The sequence below is a fragment of the Actinosynnema sp. NPDC091369 genome (assembly GCF_044757065.1).
Taxonomy (GTDB): Bacteria; Actinomycetota; Actinomycetes; order Mycobacteriales; family Pseudonocardiaceae; genus Actinosynnema.
On record NZ_JBIVUG010000001.1, the window covers coordinates 241,802 to 257,190 of the forward strand.

The 15,389-nt window shown below is 71.8% G+C and carries 17 protein-coding genes; 8 read left to right on the forward strand and 9 right to left on the reverse strand.

What is annotated here, in order from left to right; genetic code table 11:
* Position 1 precedes the first annotated feature (1 nt).
* Complete coding sequence (locus ACIQMJ_RS01170; protein WP_499759006.1) at positions 2-436, forward strand: NUDIX hydrolase; 435 nt, start codon at positions 2-4, stop codon at positions 434-436.
* Here the strand turns inward: ACIQMJ_RS01170 and ACIQMJ_RS01175 are convergent.
* The 5 genes from ACIQMJ_RS01175 to mca all read right to left on the reverse strand — a co-directional run bounded on the left by ACIQMJ_RS01175 (position 411) and on the right by mca (position 5,318).
* Positions 411-1,445: a M1 family aminopeptidase gene (locus tag ACIQMJ_RS01175; RefSeq protein WP_499759007.1), complete on the reverse strand. Its 1,035-nt coding sequence runs from the start codon at positions 1,443-1,445 to the stop codon at positions 411-413. The two genes, ACIQMJ_RS01170 and ACIQMJ_RS01175, sit on opposite strands and share 26 nt — an antisense overlap.
* Before the next feature lie 36 nt (positions 1,446-1,481).
* Positions 1,482-2,039, reverse strand: a complete 558-nt coding sequence (gene abmR / locus ACIQMJ_RS01180; RefSeq protein WP_499759008.1) for an ATP-binding transcription factor AbmR — start codon at positions 2,037-2,039, stop codon at positions 1,482-1,484.
* 76 nt (positions 2,040-2,115) lie between these two features.
* Positions 2,116-4,083: a thioredoxin domain-containing protein gene (locus ACIQMJ_RS01185; protein ID WP_499759009.1), complete on the reverse strand. Its 1,968-nt coding sequence runs from the start codon at positions 4,081-4,083 to the stop codon at positions 2,116-2,118.
* 54 nt (positions 4,084-4,137) lie between these two features.
* Positions 4,138-4,440, reverse strand: a complete 303-nt coding sequence (locus ACIQMJ_RS01190; RefSeq protein WP_499759010.1) for a hypothetical protein — start codon at positions 4,438-4,440, stop codon at positions 4,138-4,140.
* Positions 4,437-5,318, reverse strand: a complete 882-nt coding sequence (mca, locus tag ACIQMJ_RS01195; protein WP_499759011.1) for a mycothiol conjugate amidase Mca — start codon at positions 5,316-5,318, stop codon at positions 4,437-4,439. Before mca ends, ACIQMJ_RS01190 begins: the two co-directional genes overlap by 4 nt.
* 110 nt (positions 5,319-5,428) lie before the next feature.
* Here mca and ACIQMJ_RS01200 point away from each other — a divergent pair, with 110 nt between their 5' ends.
* Both ACIQMJ_RS01200 and greA read left to right on the forward strand, forming a co-directional pair.
* Entirely contained in the window at positions 5,429-5,839 is a 411-nt protein-coding gene (locus ACIQMJ_RS01200) for a DUF4307 domain-containing protein (RefSeq protein ID WP_499759012.1), read from the forward strand.
* A gap of 185 nt (positions 5,840-6,024) precedes the next feature.
* The gene (gene greA, locus ACIQMJ_RS01205; protein ID WP_141979170.1) at positions 6,025-6,519 is read left to right on the forward strand and encodes a transcription elongation factor GreA; all 495 of its coding nucleotides are present in this window, start codon (positions 6,025-6,027) and stop codon (positions 6,517-6,519) included.
* A gap of 57 nt (positions 6,520-6,576) precedes the next feature.
* Here greA and ACIQMJ_RS01210 read toward each other — a convergent pair whose 3' ends face one another.
* Entirely contained in the window at positions 6,577-7,071 is a 495-nt protein-coding gene (locus tag ACIQMJ_RS01210; RefSeq protein WP_499759013.1) for an Lrp/AsnC family transcriptional regulator, read from the reverse strand.
* A 75-nt stretch (positions 7,072-7,146) separates the two neighbouring features.
* Here ACIQMJ_RS01210 and hppD point away from each other — a divergent pair, with 75 nt between their 5' ends.
* The 3 genes from hppD (at position 7,147) to ACIQMJ_RS01225 (ending at position 9,103) form a co-directional block, all read left to right on the forward strand.
* A complete protein-coding gene (hppD, locus tag ACIQMJ_RS01215; RefSeq protein WP_499759014.1) occupies positions 7,147-8,328 on the forward strand; it encodes a 4-hydroxyphenylpyruvate dioxygenase in 1,182 nt (393 codons plus the stop codon).
* 218 nt (positions 8,329-8,546) lie between these two features.
* Entirely contained in the window at positions 8,547-8,777 is a 231-nt protein-coding gene (locus ACIQMJ_RS01220) for a hypothetical protein (protein WP_499759015.1), read from the forward strand.
* A 53-nt stretch (positions 8,778-8,830) separates the two neighbouring features.
* Positions 8,831-9,103, forward strand: a complete 273-nt coding sequence (locus ACIQMJ_RS01225) for a DUF2277 domain-containing protein (RefSeq protein ID WP_499759016.1) — start codon at positions 8,831-8,833, stop codon at positions 9,101-9,103.
* A 266-nt stretch (positions 9,104-9,369) separates the two neighbouring features.
* Here ACIQMJ_RS01225 and ACIQMJ_RS01230 read toward each other — a convergent pair whose 3' ends face one another.
* The 3 genes from ACIQMJ_RS01230 to ACIQMJ_RS01240 all read right to left on the reverse strand — a co-directional run bounded on the left by ACIQMJ_RS01230 (position 9,370) and on the right by ACIQMJ_RS01240 (position 13,217).
* Positions 9,370-10,521, reverse strand: coding sequence for a cystathionine gamma-synthase (locus ACIQMJ_RS01230; RefSeq protein ID WP_499759017.1), 1,152 nt, complete (start codon positions 10,519-10,521; stop codon positions 9,370-9,372).
* 83 nt (positions 10,522-10,604) lie between these two features.
* Positions 10,605-11,696: an RDD family protein gene (locus ACIQMJ_RS01235; protein ID WP_499759018.1), complete on the reverse strand. Its 1,092-nt coding sequence runs from the start codon at positions 11,694-11,696 to the stop codon at positions 10,605-10,607.
* A 150-nt stretch (positions 11,697-11,846) separates the two neighbouring features.
* Entirely contained in the window at positions 11,847-13,217 is a 1,371-nt protein-coding gene (locus ACIQMJ_RS01240; RefSeq protein ID WP_499759019.1) for a cystathionine beta-synthase, read from the reverse strand.
* A gap of 98 nt (positions 13,218-13,315) precedes the next feature.
* On the opposite strand from ACIQMJ_RS01240, the gene ACIQMJ_RS01245 reads away from it, so the two are divergent.
* Complete coding sequence (locus tag ACIQMJ_RS01245; protein ID WP_499759020.1) at positions 13,316-14,110, forward strand: SGNH/GDSL hydrolase family protein; 795 nt, start codon at positions 13,316-13,318, stop codon at positions 14,108-14,110.
* Positions 14,111-14,166: 56 nt separating this feature from the next.
* Positions 14,167-15,387 carry an acetyl-CoA C-acetyltransferase gene (locus tag ACIQMJ_RS01250; protein WP_499759021.1) on the forward strand — a complete coding sequence of 407 codons (1,221 nt, stop codon included), beginning with the start codon at positions 14,167-14,169 and terminating at the stop codon, positions 15,385-15,387.
* Positions 15,388-15,389 lie beyond the last annotated feature (2 nt).

A 15,389-nucleotide genomic window follows, 5' to 3' on the forward strand; every position in this document is an offset into this window, starting at 1 on the left:
GATGACCGAGCTGCCGCGCCATTCGGTCAGCGTCGCCGGAGTAGTGGTCGACGAGGCCGGTCGGGTGCTCGTTGTCCGCCGGCGGGACAACGGTCGCTGGGAGCCTCCCGGTGGGGTCCTCGAGATGGCCGAGACGGTCGAGGAGGGCGTCCGGCGGGAGGTTCTCGAAGAGACCGGCGTGCCGGTCCGGGTCGGACGCCTGACCGCCGTCTACAAGAACATGCGGCTGGGCGTGGTCGCCCTGGTCTACCGCTGCACGCCGCTGGGCACGGCCGGCGGGACGACCGACGAAGCGGCCGAGATCCGGTGGATGACGCTGGACGAAGTCCGCGAAGCCATGGTGCCCGCCTACGCGATCCGCGTCGCCGACGCCTTCGAACCCGGGCCGCACACCCGCGTCCACGACGGGGTCAACGTTCGGACCAGTGGGCGGTGAAGGTGGGTTCGGGGAGGTGGCGGTGGGGGTTGGTGGTCATGATGGTGTGCAGGGAGCGCAGGAAGGCGTCGCGGCCCATGGTGGATTCCACCTGGCGGATGCGGGCCAGGAAAGGGGCGTAGGGGCGGTCCGGGAACGGGGTGGTCGGGGGTGGGTCCCAGGGGTGGCCCAGCACGTGTTCGACGAAGAGGCGGCTCAGGTGGACGGCCAAGCCTTCGGACACGGCACGGGAGGTGCTGACCAGGTTGCCCGACCACGTGTGCGCCACCTCGTGGCTGATCACCGTCATCGCGTAGAGCGGGTCGGCCAGGCGGTCCAGGACGGCTTGGTCGAAGAGGATCAGGCCGGGGGTGGACAGGGCCAGGGACGGCAGGCCGTGGACGAAGACCGCGTCGCACTTCGGGTACGGGAACGGGCCCAGCAGGGTTTCGAAGAACGCGATCGACGCCTTCACCAGGTCGGCGACAGCGGTTGCGTCCACGTCGGCGCGTGACCGCGGCACGTGGACCGAGTCCTCCACCTCCACGAACGGACCGGCCGCGGCCGTCACGGTCGCGCGCGGGATCGGGGCGGTGGGGGTGAACGTGCGGACCTCGCCCGCGTCGACCACCGCCGGGCCGTTGGCCAGGCACTTCCACGACGGCGGCACGGTGGCGGTCAGGGCGAACGGGGCGCGTTGCCAGGAGTCGCCGAACCCGCACATGGTGCGGCGGGCGGTGTCCGGGAAGTTCGTCGCGTACAGGTAGACCTGGCCGTCCACCGGGTCGACCACGCGCCGGAACCCCCGGTCGCCGAACGGGAACAGCGCCCGCACCCGCAGCGTGTTCGGGCCGTCCAGCGGCACGTCCCACCGCACCGGGCCGCCGTTCAGGGACGCGTCGAGCACCTCGTCGGCCTCCAGGTCGACGCCGGTGCGCCCGCCCTCGAAGCGGATCGTGGTGCGGCCGAGGACGCGCGGTGCAGCCGGGTCCAGGTGCCAGGCCAGGTCGTACGACAGCACGGAGATCACCCCCGTTCCCCAAGCTAGCGGGGAACGGGGGTGGTGTCACGTGAGGTCGGGGCCCTGCGCGCGCAGGTCGTCCACCCTGGTCATGGCCTCGCGCAGCTCGGTCAGCCACGCGTCCGCGTGCTCGCCGACCAACCGCACGGCCCACGCCAACGCCTCCGACCGCGACCGCGCCACACCGGCCGCGACCAGCGTGTCCAGCACCATCCGCTCGGGCTGCCGCAGCCGCGTCATCACGGGCACCGACAGCGTGGTGAACAGCTCCTCCGTGCCGCCGAGCCGGGCGCCCCAGGCGACCTTGCGCCGGTAGCGGTGCTCGGCCTGGCGGGCGATCTCGATCCGCTCGTCCCGGGTCTGCTCGCGGAACCGGCTGATGCGGCCCGACTCGGCCGCCGCGCGCTCGGCGTCGTCCGCGAACTCGCCCTCCAACGCGGGCAGCGTGCCCACGACCAGGATCTCCTCCCGGTCGACCGTCACCACCGGGGTTCCGGTGAACCAGCCGTCCGGCAGCCTGCCGCTGAACCAGCCCACCGCGTCGTCCGCCGGGGGCTGCTCGCCCTGCTGCCAGCCGCCCCGGCCTCCCCATCCTCGTCGCATCCCGCACCGCCTTCGATTACATGATTACGACGATGCTGACGCTACGCCTGCAAACCATCCGCAGGCACGAGGTTCGCTACCGGTGGACGGCCAGCGCGGCCGTCAACTCCGCCACCGACGTCACGGGCCGGTCGCACACGTACCCGCGGCACACGTAGGCCGCCGCGCCGCCGTCCACCAGCGGCCGGTCCGCCAGCAACGGGGCCGAGTCCGGGGCACCCGCCACCACCACGCCACCACCGTGCACGCCGTGCCACGCGGCCCGGACGAGCTCCGGCGCGTCACCGACCACGGCGACCTGCACGGGCCCGAGCGCCAGCGCCTCGGCCACGCTCAGCCAGTTCCCGGCGAACCGGGGTTCCCGCGCCGCCAGCAGCCCGGCCCGCCCCAGCGCCGCCTCGGCCGCCTCGCGGTAGGTCGACGGCCCGCCCAGCACGGACGCCGCCACCAGCGCCGAGGCCAGCGCCGACGCGCCGGACGGGGTCGCGTTGTCCGACGGGTCCGACGGCCGCTGCACCAACGCCTCGGCGTCGTCCGCGGTGTCGTAGTGGACGCCCGGCTCCTCCCCCGCGAACCGGGCCAGCGCGGTGTCCAGCAGCCCGCACGCGGCGGTGAACCAGCTGACGTCGCCGGTCGCCTGGTGCAGCGCCAGCAGCCCTTCGGCGAAGCAGCCGTAGTCCTCCAGCACGCCCGCCGCCGTGCCCGCGACCCCGTGGCGCGAGGTGCGCAGCAAGCGCCCGTCGACCAGGTGCACGTCCAGGACCAGCGACGCCGCCCGCACGGCCGCCTCCACCCACCGCGGCTCGCCGAACACCGCGCCCGCCTCGGCCAGGGCCGCGACCGCCAGGCCGTTCCACGCCGTGACGACCTTGTCGTCGCGTCCCGGCTGCGGCCGCAGGTCCCGCGCTTCGAGCAGCTTGGCCGCGATCTCCGGGTCCGGCGTGCCGAGCATCCGCAACGTCGACGTGCCGTGCTCGAACGTGCCCTCGTCCGTCACGCCGTACAGCTCCGCGGCGCGCACGCCGTTCGCCAGGCCGAGCACCTGGACGAGCTGCGCGGGCGTCCACACGTACGTCGCGCCCTCGACCCCCTCGGTGTCCGCGTCCAGCGACGCCGCGAACCCGCCCTCCGCCGTGCCGAGGTCGCGGATCAGGAATTCCGCCGTCTCCCGGGCCACCTGCGCGCAGCGCGGGTCGTCGTCACGCCGGCTCAGGTGCGTGTAGACGCGCAGCAGCAAAGCGTTGTCGTACAACATCTTCTCGAAGTGCGGCACGACCCACGCCGCGTCCACGCTGTACCGCGCGAACCCGCCCGCGAGCTGGTCGTACAGCCCGCCGTTCGCCATCGCGGCGCACGTCGCCCGCGCCATCGACAGCGCCTGCACCGACCCGGTCCGCTCGTGGTGGCGCAGCAGGAACTCCAGCACCATCGACGGCGGGAACTTCGGCGCGCCACCGAAACCGGCGTTGGCCCGGTCGAAGTGGCCGAGCAGCGACACCACCGCGCCGGACAGCACGTCCTCGTCCACAGTGGACTGCGGCAGCGGCTGGAACGCCAGCTGCGCCACGATCCCCGCCGCCGACTCGCGCACCTCGTCGCCCTGCTCGCGCCACGCGTGCGCGATGGCCTCCAGCACCTGCCGGAACGACGGCATGCCGGGGTGCGGCGCCGGCGGGTAGTAGGTGCCCGCGTAGAACGGCTCGCCGTCGGGGGTGAGGAAGCACGTCATGGGCCAGCCGCCGTGCCCGCTGAGCGCCTGCGTGACCGCCATGTAGACCGCGTCCACGTCCGGTCGTTCCTCGCGGTCGACCTTGACGTTGACGAAGTGCTCGTTCATGTACGCGGCGGTGGCCTCGTCCTCGAACGACTCGTGCGCCATCACGTGGCACCAGTGGCACGCCGCGTACCCGACCGACAGCAGCACCGGCACGCCGCGCTCCCGCGCCTCCTCGAACGCCTCCGGCGACCACGGCCACCAGTGCACCGGGTTCTCGGCGTGCTGGAGCAGGTACGGGCTGGTCGAGGACGCGAGCCGGTTCGTCATGGCTCCACAGTAGGACCCGGACGCCGGCCGGACGCGCCGGTCGAACCGGTGCGGCTAGTCGTCCTTCTTGCCGCCGGCGGCGCCGTTGCCGTTGCCCGCTTTGGCGTCGGGCTTGACGTCGGGCTCGGCACCGGCCGCCGGCTCGTCGAACGACGCGGGCAGCTTCCTCAGGTGCTTGCTCATCGACTTGACCAGGAAGAACACGGCGATGAAGAACAGCACGAGGATCAGCAGGCCCAGCGGGGAGGATTTGCCGAAGTCCTCCTGCTGACCACCCGGGTCCTTCTCGGTGGACGGCGGCTGGGCCAGGACGACCGCCGTGGTCTGCGACCACGGGATCGGGTCGAACGAGGTCACGCGGTCACCCTCTCCCGGACGCCCGCGAACAGGTCGTCCTCGGGCACGGTGCTGTCGACCAGCGACCGCGCCAACTCGTACTCCTCGGTCGGCCACACCTCGCGCTGCATCTCCCGCGGCACGGCGAACCAGCGGCTCTCGGGGTCGATCTGGGTGGCGTGGGCCTTGAGGGCCTCGTCGCGCACCGGGAAGTAGTCGGCGCACTCGACCCGGGTGGTGACCCGCTCGATGACGTCCGGCTTGTCGGCGTCCCAGCCCGCCAGCCACTCGGCGTACGGGGACTCCAGGCCCTCCGCGAGCATCGCCTCGTGGAACGCCAGCAGCTTGGCGCGGGAGAAGCCGTGCGAGTAGTACAGCTTCAGCGGCTGCCACGGCTCGCCCAGCTCGGGGTAGCGGTCGGGGTCGCCCGCCGCGTCGAACGCGGCCACGGACACCTCGTGGCAGCGGATGTGGTCGGGGTGCGGGTAGCCGCCGTTCTCGTCGTAGGTGACGATCACGTGCGGGCGGAACTCGCGGATCACCTGGACCAGCGGCGGCGTCGACTCCTCCAGCGGGACCAGCGCGAAGCAGCCCTCCGGCAGCGGCGGCAGCGGGTCGCCCTCGGGCAGGCCCGAGTCCACGAAGCCCAGCCAGCGGTGCTGCACACCCAGGATCTCGGCGGCGCGGGCCATCTCGGCGCGCCGGATCTCGGCGATGTTCTCCAGCACCTCCGGGCGGTCCATGGCGGGGTTGAGGATGCTGCCCGCCTCACCGCCCGTGCAGGTCACGACCATGACCTCGTGACCCTCGGCCACGTAGCGGGCCATCGTGGCGGCACCCTTGCTCGACTCGTCGTCGGGGTGCGCGTGCACCGCCATCAGGCGCAGCTTCTCAACCATGACGGTGGTGCTCCTCCTCGCCCCTGCCGAACCCGTCCGGTCCGGTCCCTGCGACACTCAACGCGGTGGTCGAGGGACATTGTTCCCCACGGGCAGGAAGGCTTCGGACAGTGGCACTGCCGGAGGGTCGGTACGGCAAGCCCCGCAGGTCCCTGCCCAGGTGGGCGCGGTGGTCACTCCCCGTGATCGCGGTGCTGGTGGGCGGGGTCGTGGCGTGGGTCGGCTACCGCAACCTGGGCACGATGCCCGTCGAGGCCAAGCAGACCGCGTTCGAGGTGCTGGACGACAGCTCGGTGCGGATCACGTTCGAGGTGGTCAGGCAGACACCGGACCAGTCCGTGGTGTGCATCGTGCGGGCCCGGTCCGAGGACGGCGACGAGGCGGGCCGGCGCGAGGTCCTGGTCGAGCCGGGAGCCGACACCATTCGAGCGACAACGGTGCTGCGAACGTCCAAACCACCCGTCACCGGAGAGGTGTTCGGCTGCTCTTACCAGGTTCCGGCTTACCTGTCCACGAGGTAGCGGCCAAGCGGGTGATCTGCGGGTTTAGTGGCGGATCCGGGAACAAAACGCCGTCGCTGAACGTTCTGTGCGTGTTACTCTGGCCATTCAGCACGGCCCCGACGCGGGCCGTGTTTTTCCGTTCCGGGCTGGTGCGCCCGGGAACTGCCAGCCCACGCCGTGGGCCGGAGCAAGACAAGGAGTTGGTGACCGTGAGCGACACTGAGGTGACCTGGCTGACCCAGGAGGCCTACGACCGGCTCAAGGCTGAGCTGGACGAGATGATCGAGAATCGCCCGGTCATTGCTGCGGAGATCAACGCGCGTCGCGAGGAGGGTGACCTCCGGGAGAACGGCGGGTACCACGCGGCCCGCGAGGAGCAGGGCAAGCAGGAGGCCCGCATCCGCCAGTTGCAGGAGCTGTTGAGGGTCGCCAAGGTCGGCGAGGCGCCCACGGTGACGGGCGTCGCGGCGCCCGGCATGGTGCTGACCGTGCGTTACGACGGGGACGACGAGACGGAGGAGTTCCTGCTCGCCACCCGCGAGGAGGGCGCGCACGGAGCGCTCGAGGTCTACTCCCCCTCGTCGCCGCTGGGCAAGGCGTTGCTCGGCGCGAAGGAGGGCGAGGCGCGGGAGTACGAACTGCCCAACGGCAGCACGATGAAAGTCACGCTGATCAAGGCCGTGCCGTACGCCGGCTGACCCCCAGACACCGGGAGGGCGGCCACCACGCGGGGTGGCCGCCCTTCTGCTGTCCGGTCACGTGATGCGCTCCAGCAGGGGACGCACGCGGGGCGGGACGGGGGTGGACAGCGCGATCGACGTGGACAGCCGCTGCACGCCCGGCACGTCCACGATCGAGTCGATCACCCGTTGCAGGTCGGCGTTGGACCGGGCCACGACCCGCGCGAACAGGTCACCGGGCCCGGTCGTCGCGTGCACCTCGCACACCTCTTCGATCGCGGCCAGGCCCTGCGACACCTCGTGCCGGCGGCCCTGGGCGATCTCCAGCACGGCGAACGCGGTCAGCCCGTAGCCCATCGCGGCCAGGTCCAGCGCGGGCGGGAAGCCGGTCAGCACGCCGCGCGCCACCAGCCGGTCCAGCCGGGCCTGCACCGTGCCGCGGGCCACGCCCAGGCGCCGTGAGCACTCCAGCACGCCCAGCCGGGGCTCGTCGGTGAGCAGCAACAACAGCCGTGCGTCCAGAGCGTCCACGGCCTGGTCAGAGTGTTCAGCTTGCGAGTCCGAAGGCATGAACCACTGTACAGAATGCGCAGCGGATCAGGAGACTGTTGCGCACCCTGACCAGCATTCCACATGCTGTGAGGTATGACGCAGCAGCTTGACGACGTGAGCTACGACCAGCTCCGCCAACTCGTGGGCCTGGTCGACTACGACGGGACGCGCGACCCGTTCCCCGTCCGCTCGATGGACGCCGTGGTGTTCGTGGTCGGCAACGCGACGCAGACCGCGTGGTTCTACCAGGTCGCGTTCGGGATGCAGCTCGTCGCGTACTCCGGGCCGGAGACCGGGCAGCGGGACCACAAGTCCTTCGTGCTCAAGTCCGGCTCGGCGCGGTTCGTGATCAACGGCGGCGTGCGGCCGGACAGCCCGCTGCTGGACCACCACCGCAAGCACGGTGACGGCGTGGTGGACCTCGCGCTGGAGGTCGCCGACGTCGACAGGTGCGTCGAGCACGCGCGTGCCCAGGGCGCGACCGTGCTGGAGGAGCCGCACGACATCTCCGACGAGCACGGCACCGTCCGGCTCGCGGCCATCGCGACCTACGGCGAGACCCGCCACACCCTGGTCGACCGGTCGCGCTACCGCGGGCCGTACCTGCCCGGGTACGAGGCGCGGGAGTCGACCGTCGTGCGGCCCGCGGGCGCGCCGAAGCGGTTGTTCCAGGCGGTCGACCACTGCGTGGGCAACGTCGAGCTCGGCCGGATGGACCACTGGGTCGAGTTCTACAACCGGGTGATGGGCTTCGTGAACATGGCGGAGTTCATCGGCGACGACATCGCCACCGACTACTCGGCGCTGATGAGCAAGGTCGTCTCCAACGGCAACCACCGGGTGAAGTTCCCGCTCAACGAGCCGGCCGTGGCCAAGCGGAAGTCGCAGATCGACGAGTACCTGGAGTTCTACGAGGGCGCCGGCGTGCAGCACATCGCGCTCGCGACCAACGACATCGTGGCCACCCTGACCGCGATGCGCGCCGCGGGCGTGGAGTTCCTGGAGACGCCCGACTCCTACTACGACGACCCCGAGCTGCGGGCGCGCATCGGCGAGGTGCGCGTGCCGATCGAGGTGCTCAAGGAGCACCGCATCCTGGTCGACCGGGACGAGGACGGCTACCTGCTCCAGATCTTCACCAAGCCGATCGGCGACCGGCCGACCGTGTTCTACGAGCTGATCGAGCGGCACGGGTCGCTGGGCTTCGGCAAGGGCAACTTCAAGGCGTTGTTCGAGGCGATCGAGCGCGAGCAGGAGCGTCGGGGCAACCTCTGACGCAGTTCGCGGAACCGCCGGGCGTGACCCGGCGTCGAGGACGGCGACGGGCCGGTCCGGGCACCCCCGGGCCGGCCCGTTCGGCGTTCCGGGCTGCCTTTTCGGCGTTCCGGGTTGCCTTTTCCGCCGGAAGGTCGACGATGGCGGTACCGGGTGCGCCGGGACCGGTACGCTCGGTGCGGGGCATTCCTCACACAGCATTCACCTGGAGGGTGGCGATGGCGCTCGCGGCACGGGTCACCGCGGTGCTCCCGCTCGTCGGAGCGGTGGTCACGGCCGTGGCGCTGACCGGCGCGGCCTTCTTCACCGTGGCCCACGCGGGGTGCGCGGACAGCGGCCGGTTCGTGGAGCGCGACGGCGTGGTGGAGTTCGTCGGCGGGTGCGTCGACTCGCACGAGCTGCCCGCCGTGCCGCGGGTGGAGAACGCGCGCTACGACGTCAAGCCCTGACCCGACCCCGCCGCGCCCTGACGCTCGGCGTCGTTCTGGGTGATAGTGGAGCCATGTGTCGCAACATCAGGGTGCTCCACAACTTCGAACCGCCCGCCACCGAGGACGAGGTCCGCGCGGCGGCGGTGCAGTACGTGCGCAAGGTGAGCGGGTCGGCGCGTCCGTCGGCGGCGAACCAGGAGGCGTTCGACGCGGCCGTGGAGGCGGTGGCCGAGGCGACCCGCGTGCTGCTGGAATCGCTGGTCACCACCGCCGCGCCCCGTGACCGCGAGGTGGAGGCCGCCAAGGCCAAGGAACGCTCCGCCGCCCGCTTCGGCCCCCGCTGACCCGCGAGTCGAACCTTCAGGTCCCGCGTGTCGAACTTTCAGGCCGCGTGAGTCGAACGTTCGCGTCCCGCGTGTCGAACGCTCAGGACCCCTGAATTCGCCATTCGCGTACCGCGAGCCGACCCGTCGAACGGCACGAACCCCGCGCCCGGTTTCGCTGAGCGCGGGGTTCGTGCGTCCTGAATGTAGAACTCGGGGGTCCTGAGCGTTCGACACGTGGGTCCTGGAGGTTCGACTCTCGGGACCTGAGGGTTCGACTCTCGCGGTTAGGAGAGGGCGGTCAGGAGGTCGGAGACCAGGTCGTCGGCCGATTCGATGCCCACGGAGAGGCGGATCAGGTCGGACGGGACCTCCAGCAGCGAGCCGGCGGTGCTGGCGTGGGTCATCCGGCCCGGGTGCTCGATCAGCGACTCGACGCCGCCCAGCGACTCGGCCAGCGTGAACAGCTTGGTGCGGGAGCACACGCGCAGCGCCGCCTCCTCGCCGCCCTCCACCGTGAACGAGATCATCCCGCCGAACCGGCGCATCTGCTTCGCCGCGACCTCGTGGCCGGGGTGCTCGGGCAGGCCCGGGTAGTACACGCGGGTCACCTTCGGGTGCCGGACCAGGGCCTCGACGACCTTCTCGGCGTTGTCCGAGTGCTTCTCCATGCGCACTTCGAGCGTCTTGATCCCGCGCAACGTCAGCCACGCGTCGAACGGCCCCGGCACCGCGCCCGCGCCGTTCTGCAGGAACCCGAACTGCGCGTCCAGGTCGTCGTCCGACGTCACGAGCGCACCGCCGACGACGTCGGAGTGCCCGCCCACGTACTTGGTCGTCGAGTGCAGCACCACGTCCGCGCCCAGCTCCAACGGGCTCTGCAGGTACGGCGAGGCGAACGTGTTGTCCACCACGAGCCGCGCGCCCGCCGAGTGCGCGACCTGCGCCAGCAGCGCGATGTCGGCGATGTTCAGCAACGGGTTGGTCGGCGTCTCGACCCACACCACCTTGGTGTTCGGCCGGATCGCCGCGCGCACCGCGTCGACGTCGGACAGCGCGGCGGGCGTGTGCTCGACACCCCAGTGCGACAGCACCTTGTCGATCAGCCGGAACGTGCCGCCGTACGCGTCGTTCGGGATGACGACGTGGTCACCCGGACGGCACAGGGCGCGCAGGGCCGTGTCGGTCGCGCCCATGCCCGAGGCGAACGCGCGGGCGTGCCGCCCGCCTTCGAGCGCCGCCAGGCACTCCTCCAGCGCGGCACGGGTGGGGTTGCCGGTGCGCGAGTACTCGAACCCGCCCCGCAGCCCGCCCACGCCGTCCTGCGCGTAGGTGGAGGTGGCGTGGATCGGCACGATGACCGAGCCCGTGGTCGGGTCGGGGTCCTGCCCGGCGTGGATAGCCCTGGTCGCGAAACCGTAGTGGCCGGTGTCCGTCATGCCCCTAGGGTACGGCGACCGAAAAAGCAACCGCCCGTCGACCGGAAGGCCGACGGGCGGTTGGGTGAACGGTCAGGCCGCGGTCACCACTGCTGCGGCGGCTGCTGGCCGTACGGGTTCTGCTGCTGCGGCTGGCCGTACGGGTTCGACGCGGGCGCCTGGCCGTACGGGTTCTGCTGCTGGCCGTAGCCGCCGGGGTAGCCGCCGGGGGCCGCGCCCTCGGGCGCGTTCACCACGACGGTGCCCATGATCTTGTCGGCCCACGTCTGCTTCTTGGCCTCCCACAGCGGCGCGAACCAGCCCGCGTAGCAGGGCAGCGAGTCGACGAAGTGGCACAGGTGGCGCACGAAGGCGTTGCCGAAGCCGATCGGCTGCCCCGTCTCCTCCTTGATGAGCTTGACCTTCGCGACCTTCTTGCCCATGGACTGGCCCGTGGTGCCCGCCAGGTACCAGGAGTTGTAGATCATGAAGCCGATGAGGGCGAGGTACCCGACACCGCTGAGGATCAACGAGATCGTCGGGTCACCGGTGGCCGCGCCGATGCCGGCCAGGATGCCGACGACCAGACCCGGCGCGAGGTAGTCGATCAGCGCGCCGACCGCGCGGCTGCCCCACTCCGCGTAACCGCCCGCGGGCGCACCGTAAGCGGCCTGCGCGGGGTACCCGGGCTGCGCGCCCCACGCCTGCGGCTGCGGCTGGCCGTACGGGTTCGACGCGGGCGCCTGGCCGTAGGGGTTGGACTGCGGCTGCTGCTGGGCGTACGGGTTGGCCTGCGGCTGGCCGTACGGGTTGGACGCCGGCTGCTGGCCGTACGGCTGCTGCCCGTAGGGCTGCTGGCCGTACTGGGCGGGCGGCTGCTGCTGGCCGTACGCGGGCGGCTGCTGCGCCGGGAACGAGCCGGAGCCGGGCTGCTGCGCCGGCTGGCCGTACGGGTTCGACGCGGGCTGCTGCGTCGCGCCCGGCGGCACGACCTGGGTCGCGTCCGGGTTCGACGGGGGCTGCTGCTGGCCGGAGGGCACGACCTGGGTCGCCTCCGGCGGCGGGAAAGCAGGGGGCTGACCGCCACTCGGCACGACCTGCGTCGCGTCGGCGTTCGGGGGCTGGGCACCCTGCCCCTGCTCCTGCTGGTTGTGACCGCCGAACTGCTGGTTTCCTGGCGGCTGCGGAGCGTTCATCGGAGTTTCCAACCCCCTTGGCACGGGCCGTAGGTGTATGAGTCGGTGGCCAACGCTAGCGGATGGCACCGCCCTGGCCACGCGCAACCGGTCAACGTGTCCCGATCCGCGACGTGGACCGGGACACGTTGACGACCCGCGGGGGCCGGCTCAGCGACCGGCGAGGAAACCCAGGATGTCCTGCCGGGTGACGACGCCGGCGGGCTTGCCGTCCTCCAGCACCAGCGCACCGTCCGCTGAGGACAGTGCCGCCATGGCCGAGCTGATCGACTCGCCCGCGCCGATCGTGGGGAGCTTCAACGACATGTGCCGGTCCAGCCGGTCGGTCAGCTGCGCCTTGCCGGTGAACAGCGCGTCGAGCAGGTCCCGCTCGTTGACCGCGCCCGCGACCTCCGCGGCCATCACCGGCGGCTCGGCGTTGACGACCGGCATCTGGGAGACGCCGTACTCGCGCATGATCGCGACCGCCTCGGCGACCGTCTCGTTGGGATGGCCGTGCACGAGGTCGGGCATCGTGCCGTCCTTGCGCCGCAGCACGTCGCCGACGGTCGCGCCGGACGTGTCGGGCGACAGGAAGCCGTACTGGGCCATCCACTTGTCGTTGAACACGCTCGACAGGTAGCCGCGCCCGCCGTCGGGCAGCAGCACGACGATCACGTCGTCGGGGCCCGCGTCGTCGGCCACGCGCAGCGCCGCCGCGACGGCCATGCCGCACGAGCCGCCGACGAGCAGCCCCTCCTCGCGGGCCAGGCGCCGGGTGATCTCGAACGAGTCCGCGTCGCTCACCGCCACGATCTCGTCGCACACGTCGCGGTCGTAGGCATCCGGCCAGAAGTCCTCGCCGACGCCCTCGACCAGGTACGGCCGGCCGCTGCCGCCGGAGTAGACCGAGCCCTCGGGGTCCGCGCCGATGATCTTCACGCGACCCTCGGAGACCTCCTTGAGGTAGCGGCCCGTGCCGGAGATCGTGCCGCCGGTGCCGACGCCCGCGACGAAGTGCGTGATCCGGCCCTCGGTCTGCCGCCACACCTCCGGTCCGGTGCCGTGGTAGTGGCTGGCCGGGTTCTCCGGGTTGGCGTACTGGTTGGGCTTCCACGCGCCGGGGATCTCGGCGACCAGGCGGTCGGAGACGTTGTAGTAGGAGTCGGGGTGCTCCGGCGGGACCGCGGTCGGGCACACCACGACCTCGGCGCCGTAAGCCTTGAGCACGTTGCGCTTGTCCACGCTGACCTTGTCCGGGCAGACGAAGACGCACTTGTAGCCCTTCTGCTGGGCCACGAGCGCCAGGCCGACGCCGGTGTTGCCCGACGTGGGCTCGACGATCGTGCCGCCGGGCTTGAGCTCGCCGCTGCGCTCGGCCGCTTCCACCATGCGCAGCGCGATGCGGTCCTTCACGCTGCCGCCGGGGTTGAGGTACTCGACCTTGGCCAGGATGAGCGGCCGGCGGCCTTCGGCGACCGCGTTCAACTTCACCAGCGGCGTGTTGCCGACCAGGTCTACGACGCTCTCGACGTACTCCACGACGGACCTTCCACTTCTTGAGATGACGCGCTGAGCGTATATCGGTGGCGCGGTGGTCGGCCCGGTGGACGATGGGGGGTCGGGAGAGGGAGGTGCCGATGCGGGGGTACCGGCTCCTCGCGGTGGTCGCGGGGGCGTTGGGCGGGTTGACCGGGGTGGCGTACGGGCTGTTCACCGAGCAGTCACGGCGGGCGCGCGTGGTGATCGGGGTGCCCGACGCGCCGCCGTTGCGCGCTGACGGCGTGTACGGGGAGGGCGTTCACGGGGAGGGCGGCGGGACGCCGGTGCGGTTCGCCGTGCTGGGTGACTCGATGGCGGCCGGGCTGGGCGTGGACGACGTGGCCGAGCTGCCGGGCGTGGTGCTGGCGACCGGGCTGGCCGACGAGGTGGGCGCGCCGGTGCGGCTGGAGACGTACGCGATCTCCGGCTCCACGTCCCGCGACCTGGCGGCGCAGGTGGACCGGGTGGTGGCCGACCCGCCGGACGTGGCGCTGGTGATCATCGGGGCGAACGATGTGACCACGCGGCTGTCGATCCCGGTGTCGGCGGCGCTGCTGGGGGCGCAGGTGCGGCGGCTGCGCGCGGCGGGGGTGGGCGTCGTCGTCGGCACGTGCCCGGACCTGGGCACGGTCCGGCCGATCGCGGAGCCGCTGCGGTCGGTGGCGCGCGGCTGGTCGCGGCGGTTGGCTCGGGCGCAGCGGCTGGAGGTGGAACGGGCGGGCGGCGTGGCGGTGGCGCTGGGCGACCTGCTGGCGGCGGAGTTCCGGGCGCGGCACGCCGACTACTTCAGCCGGGACCGGTTCCACCCGAGCGCGACCGGGTACGAGGCGGCGACGTCGATCCTGCTGGCCCCGCTGTGCGGCGTCCTTCGTCACGAGTGGTGGCCGCGCTGAACGGGCGTTAACTAGGCTGCACGTCACACGTTGCGGCGAAACAAAGGAGTTCCGTAATGCCTGAGGCCGTGATCGTCTCCGCCGCCCGGTCGCCCATCGGGCGCGCGGGCAAGGGCTCCCTGAAGGACGTGCGCGCCGACGACCTGACCGTGCAGGTCCTCAAGGCCGCGCTGGCGAAGGTCCCGCAGCTCGACCCGAACGACATCGACGACCTCATGCTCGGCTGCGGCCTGCCCGGCGGCGAGCAGGGCTTCAACATGGGCCGCGTGGTGTCGGTGCTGGCGGGCTACGACAACCTGCCCGGCACGACGGTGACCCGCTACTGCGCGTCCAGCGTGCAGACGACCCGGATGGCGCTGCACGCCATCAAGGCCGGCGAGGGCGACGTGTTCATCAGCGCCGGCGTGGAGACGGTGTCCAGCTTCGCGCGCGGGTCGTCGGACTCGTGGCCGGGCACGCACAACCCGGTGTTCGCCGACGCCGAGGCCCGCACGGCCGCCGCGGCCGAGTCCGGGGCGTCGGAGTGGGTCGACCCGCGGCAGGCCGGGCAGGTGCCCGACATCTACATCGCCATGGGCCAGACCGCCGAGAACCTGGCGCTGGCCAAGGGCGTGACGCGGCAGGAGATGGACGAGTTCGGCGTGCGGTCGCAGAACCTCGCCGAGAAGGCCATCGCCAACGGGTTCTGGGCGCGCGAGATCACGCCCGTGACGCTGCCGGACGGCACGGTCGTGTCGGCCGACGACGGCCCGCGGCCGGGCGTGACGATCGAGGGCGTGTCGGGGCTCAAGCCGGTGTTCCGGCCGGACGGGCGGGTCACGGCGGGCAACTGCTGCCCGTTGAACGACGGCGCGGCGGCCCTGGTGATCATGAGCGACGTGAAGGCGAAGGAGCTGGGCATCACGCCGCTGGCGCGGATCGTGTCCACCGGCGTGTCCGGGCTGTCGCCGGAGATCATGGGGCTCGGGCCGGTCGAGGCGTCGAAGCGGGCGCTGGCGCTGGCCGGGATGTCGATCTCGGACATCGACCTGGTGGAGATCAACGAGGCGTTCGCGGCGCAGGTCATCCCGTCGTACCGGGACCTGGGCATCGACCTGGACCGGCTCAACGTCAACGGCGGCGCGATCGCGGTGGGTCACCCGTTCGGGATGACCGGGGCGCGGATCACCACGACGCTGATCAACTCGCTGCAGTTCCACGACAAGCAGTTCGGCCTCGAGACCATGTGCGTCGGCGGTGGCCAGGGCATGGCGATGGTCATCGAACGGCTCAGCTGAAC

Bases quoted from the DNA above. Each gene is read 5' to 3' on its own strand.
- ACIQMJ_RS01170 (WP_499759006.1), top strand. From the start codon at position 2: ATGACCGAGCTGCCGCGCCATTCGGTCAGCGTCGCCGGAGTAGTGGTC.
- abmR (WP_499759008.1), bottom strand. From the start codon at position 2,039: ATGCGACGAGGATGGGGAGGCCGGGGCGGCTGGCAGCAGGGCGAGCAG.
- ACIQMJ_RS01185 (WP_499759009.1), bottom strand. From the start codon at position 4,083: ATGACGAACCGGCTCGCGTCCTCGACCAGCCCGTACCTGCTCCAGCAC.
- mca (WP_499759011.1), bottom strand. From the start codon at position 5,318: ATGGTTGAGAAGCTGCGCCTGATGGCGGTGCACGCGCACCCCGACGAC.
- ACIQMJ_RS01210 (WP_499759013.1), bottom strand. From the start codon at position 7,071: ATGCCTTCGGACTCGCAAGCTGAACACTCTGACCAGGCCGTGGACGCT.
- hppD (WP_499759014.1), top strand. From the start codon at position 7,147: ATGACGCAGCAGCTTGACGACGTGAGCTACGACCAGCTCCGCCAACTC.
- ACIQMJ_RS01220 (WP_499759015.1), top strand. From the start codon at position 8,547: ATGGCGCTCGCGGCACGGGTCACCGCGGTGCTCCCGCTCGTCGGAGCG.
- ACIQMJ_RS01225 (WP_499759016.1), top strand. From the start codon at position 8,831: ATGTGTCGCAACATCAGGGTGCTCCACAACTTCGAACCGCCCGCCACC.
- ACIQMJ_RS01230 (WP_499759017.1), bottom strand. From the start codon at position 10,521: ATGACGGACACCGGCCACTACGGTTTCGCGACCAGGGCTATCCACGCC.
- ACIQMJ_RS01235 (WP_499759018.1), bottom strand. From the start codon at position 11,696: ATGAACGCTCCGCAGCCGCCAGGAAACCAGCAGTTCGGCGGTCACAAC.
- ACIQMJ_RS01245 (WP_499759020.1), top strand. From the start codon at position 13,316: ATGCGGGGGTACCGGCTCCTCGCGGTGGTCGCGGGGGCGTTGGGCGGG.
- ACIQMJ_RS01250 (WP_499759021.1), top strand. From the start codon at position 14,167: ATGCCTGAGGCCGTGATCGTCTCCGCCGCCCGGTCGCCCATCGGGCGC.